Origin of the sequence: Photobacterium marinum (assembly GCF_000331515.1) — a bacterium.
Classification (GTDB): Bacteria; Pseudomonadota; Gammaproteobacteria; order Enterobacterales; family Vibrionaceae; genus Photobacterium; species Photobacterium marinum.
Genome location: NZ_AMZO01000071.1, coordinates 1 through 1,467, shown reverse-complemented (window position 1 = coordinate 1,467; position 1,467 = coordinate 1). Strand labels below are relative to the sequence as shown.

General features: G+C 49.4%; 1 protein-coding gene. It reads left to right on the top strand.

Annotated elements, in window-relative coordinates; translation table 11 throughout:
* Positions 1–75: 75 nt before the first annotated feature.
* Positions 76–1,467 (top strand): glycogen/starch/alpha-glucan family phosphorylase (gene glgP / locus C942_RS24165; protein ID WP_036801866.1); only part of this gene is annotated, 1,392 nt, incomplete at its 3' end.

The following is a 1,467-nucleotide window of genomic DNA, read 5'->3' as shown; positions in this document are numbered from 1 at the left end:
GGGAGGATGTTTAACCGGACTATCGAAGGCAACATAGGCAGCAGTTGGAAATAATCCTAAGAGAGAGATTGAACCATGACTACAAATGGTCAGACACAACGATTCGACAGAGCAGAATTTAAGGCGACTGTAGAAAAGCACCTAACAACTACTTACGCAGTAACGCCTGAAACAGCAAGCGCGCGTAACTGGTACATGGCAATGGGCCGTGCACTGGCTGAAATCAGCACAGGTAACCTGCTTGAAACTGAAAAGCAGCTTGCCGAAGAGAAAGCACGCAGCGTTAACTACCTATCTCTTGAGTTTCTTATTGGCCGCCTGACAGGTAACAACCTGATCAGCATGGGCTTGTACGAAGAAGTAGCGGCTGTAATGGAAGAGTTGGGTCAGAACCTGACAGACCTTCTTGAAGAAGAACGTGACCCTGCACTAGGTAACGGTGGTCTGGGTCGTCTGGCTGCATGTTTCATGGACTCCCTGGCTGCACAGGAATACCCTGCAATTGGTTACGGCCTGCACTATGAATATGGTCTGTTCCGTCAGTCGTTCGAAAACGGTCGTCAGGTAGAGTCACCAGACGGTTGGCGTGGTGCAGAGGGTTACCCTTGGGAAGTTATCCGTCCGGAGCTTGCTCAGACTGTTAATCTTTACGGTCACGTTGAATCTTACACTGATGAAAACGGCCACACTTGTCGTCGCTGGGTTCCAGGCATGACTGTTGAAGGTATTGCATGGGATCTGCCAATCGTAGGTTACGACAATAACAGCGTTTACCCACTGCGTCTGTGGGAATGTCGCTCTCCAGCACCTTTCAACCTGGCTCGCTTTAATGACGGCGACTACGTTGGTGCTCAGTACCCGGCTCTTGAAGCGGGTAACGTAACTAAAGTTCTGTACCCGAATGACAACCACGATCAGGGTAAAGCACTTCGCCTGATGCAGCAGTACTTCCACTGCGCATGTTCTGTAGCGGACATCCTTCGTCGTCACATTGGCGCTGGCAACACAATTGAAGATCTGGCTAAGCTTGAAACTATCCAGCTGAACGATACTCACCCGACTATCGCAATCCCTGAACTGATGCGTGTTCTGATTGATGAGTACAAGCTGGGCTGGGACAAGGCATGGGAAATTTGTTCTCACACCTTTGCTTACACAAACCACACACTACTTCCTGAAGCTCTGGAAACATGGTCTGAGTCTCTGATTGCTCAAATGCTTCCACGTCACATGGAAATCATTTTCGAAATCAACCACCGCTTCATGAAGCTGGTTGAGAAAACATGGCCTGGCAACAATGAAGTGAAGCGCAAGCTTTCAATCATTGAAGAAGGACCGCAGCGTATGGTTCGCATGGCTAACCTTTGTGTAGTCAGCACTTACGCAGTTAACGGTGTTGCGGCACTTCACTCTGAACTGGTTAAACGTGACCTGTTCCCAGAGTTCAACGAGTTGTTCCCTGGTCGC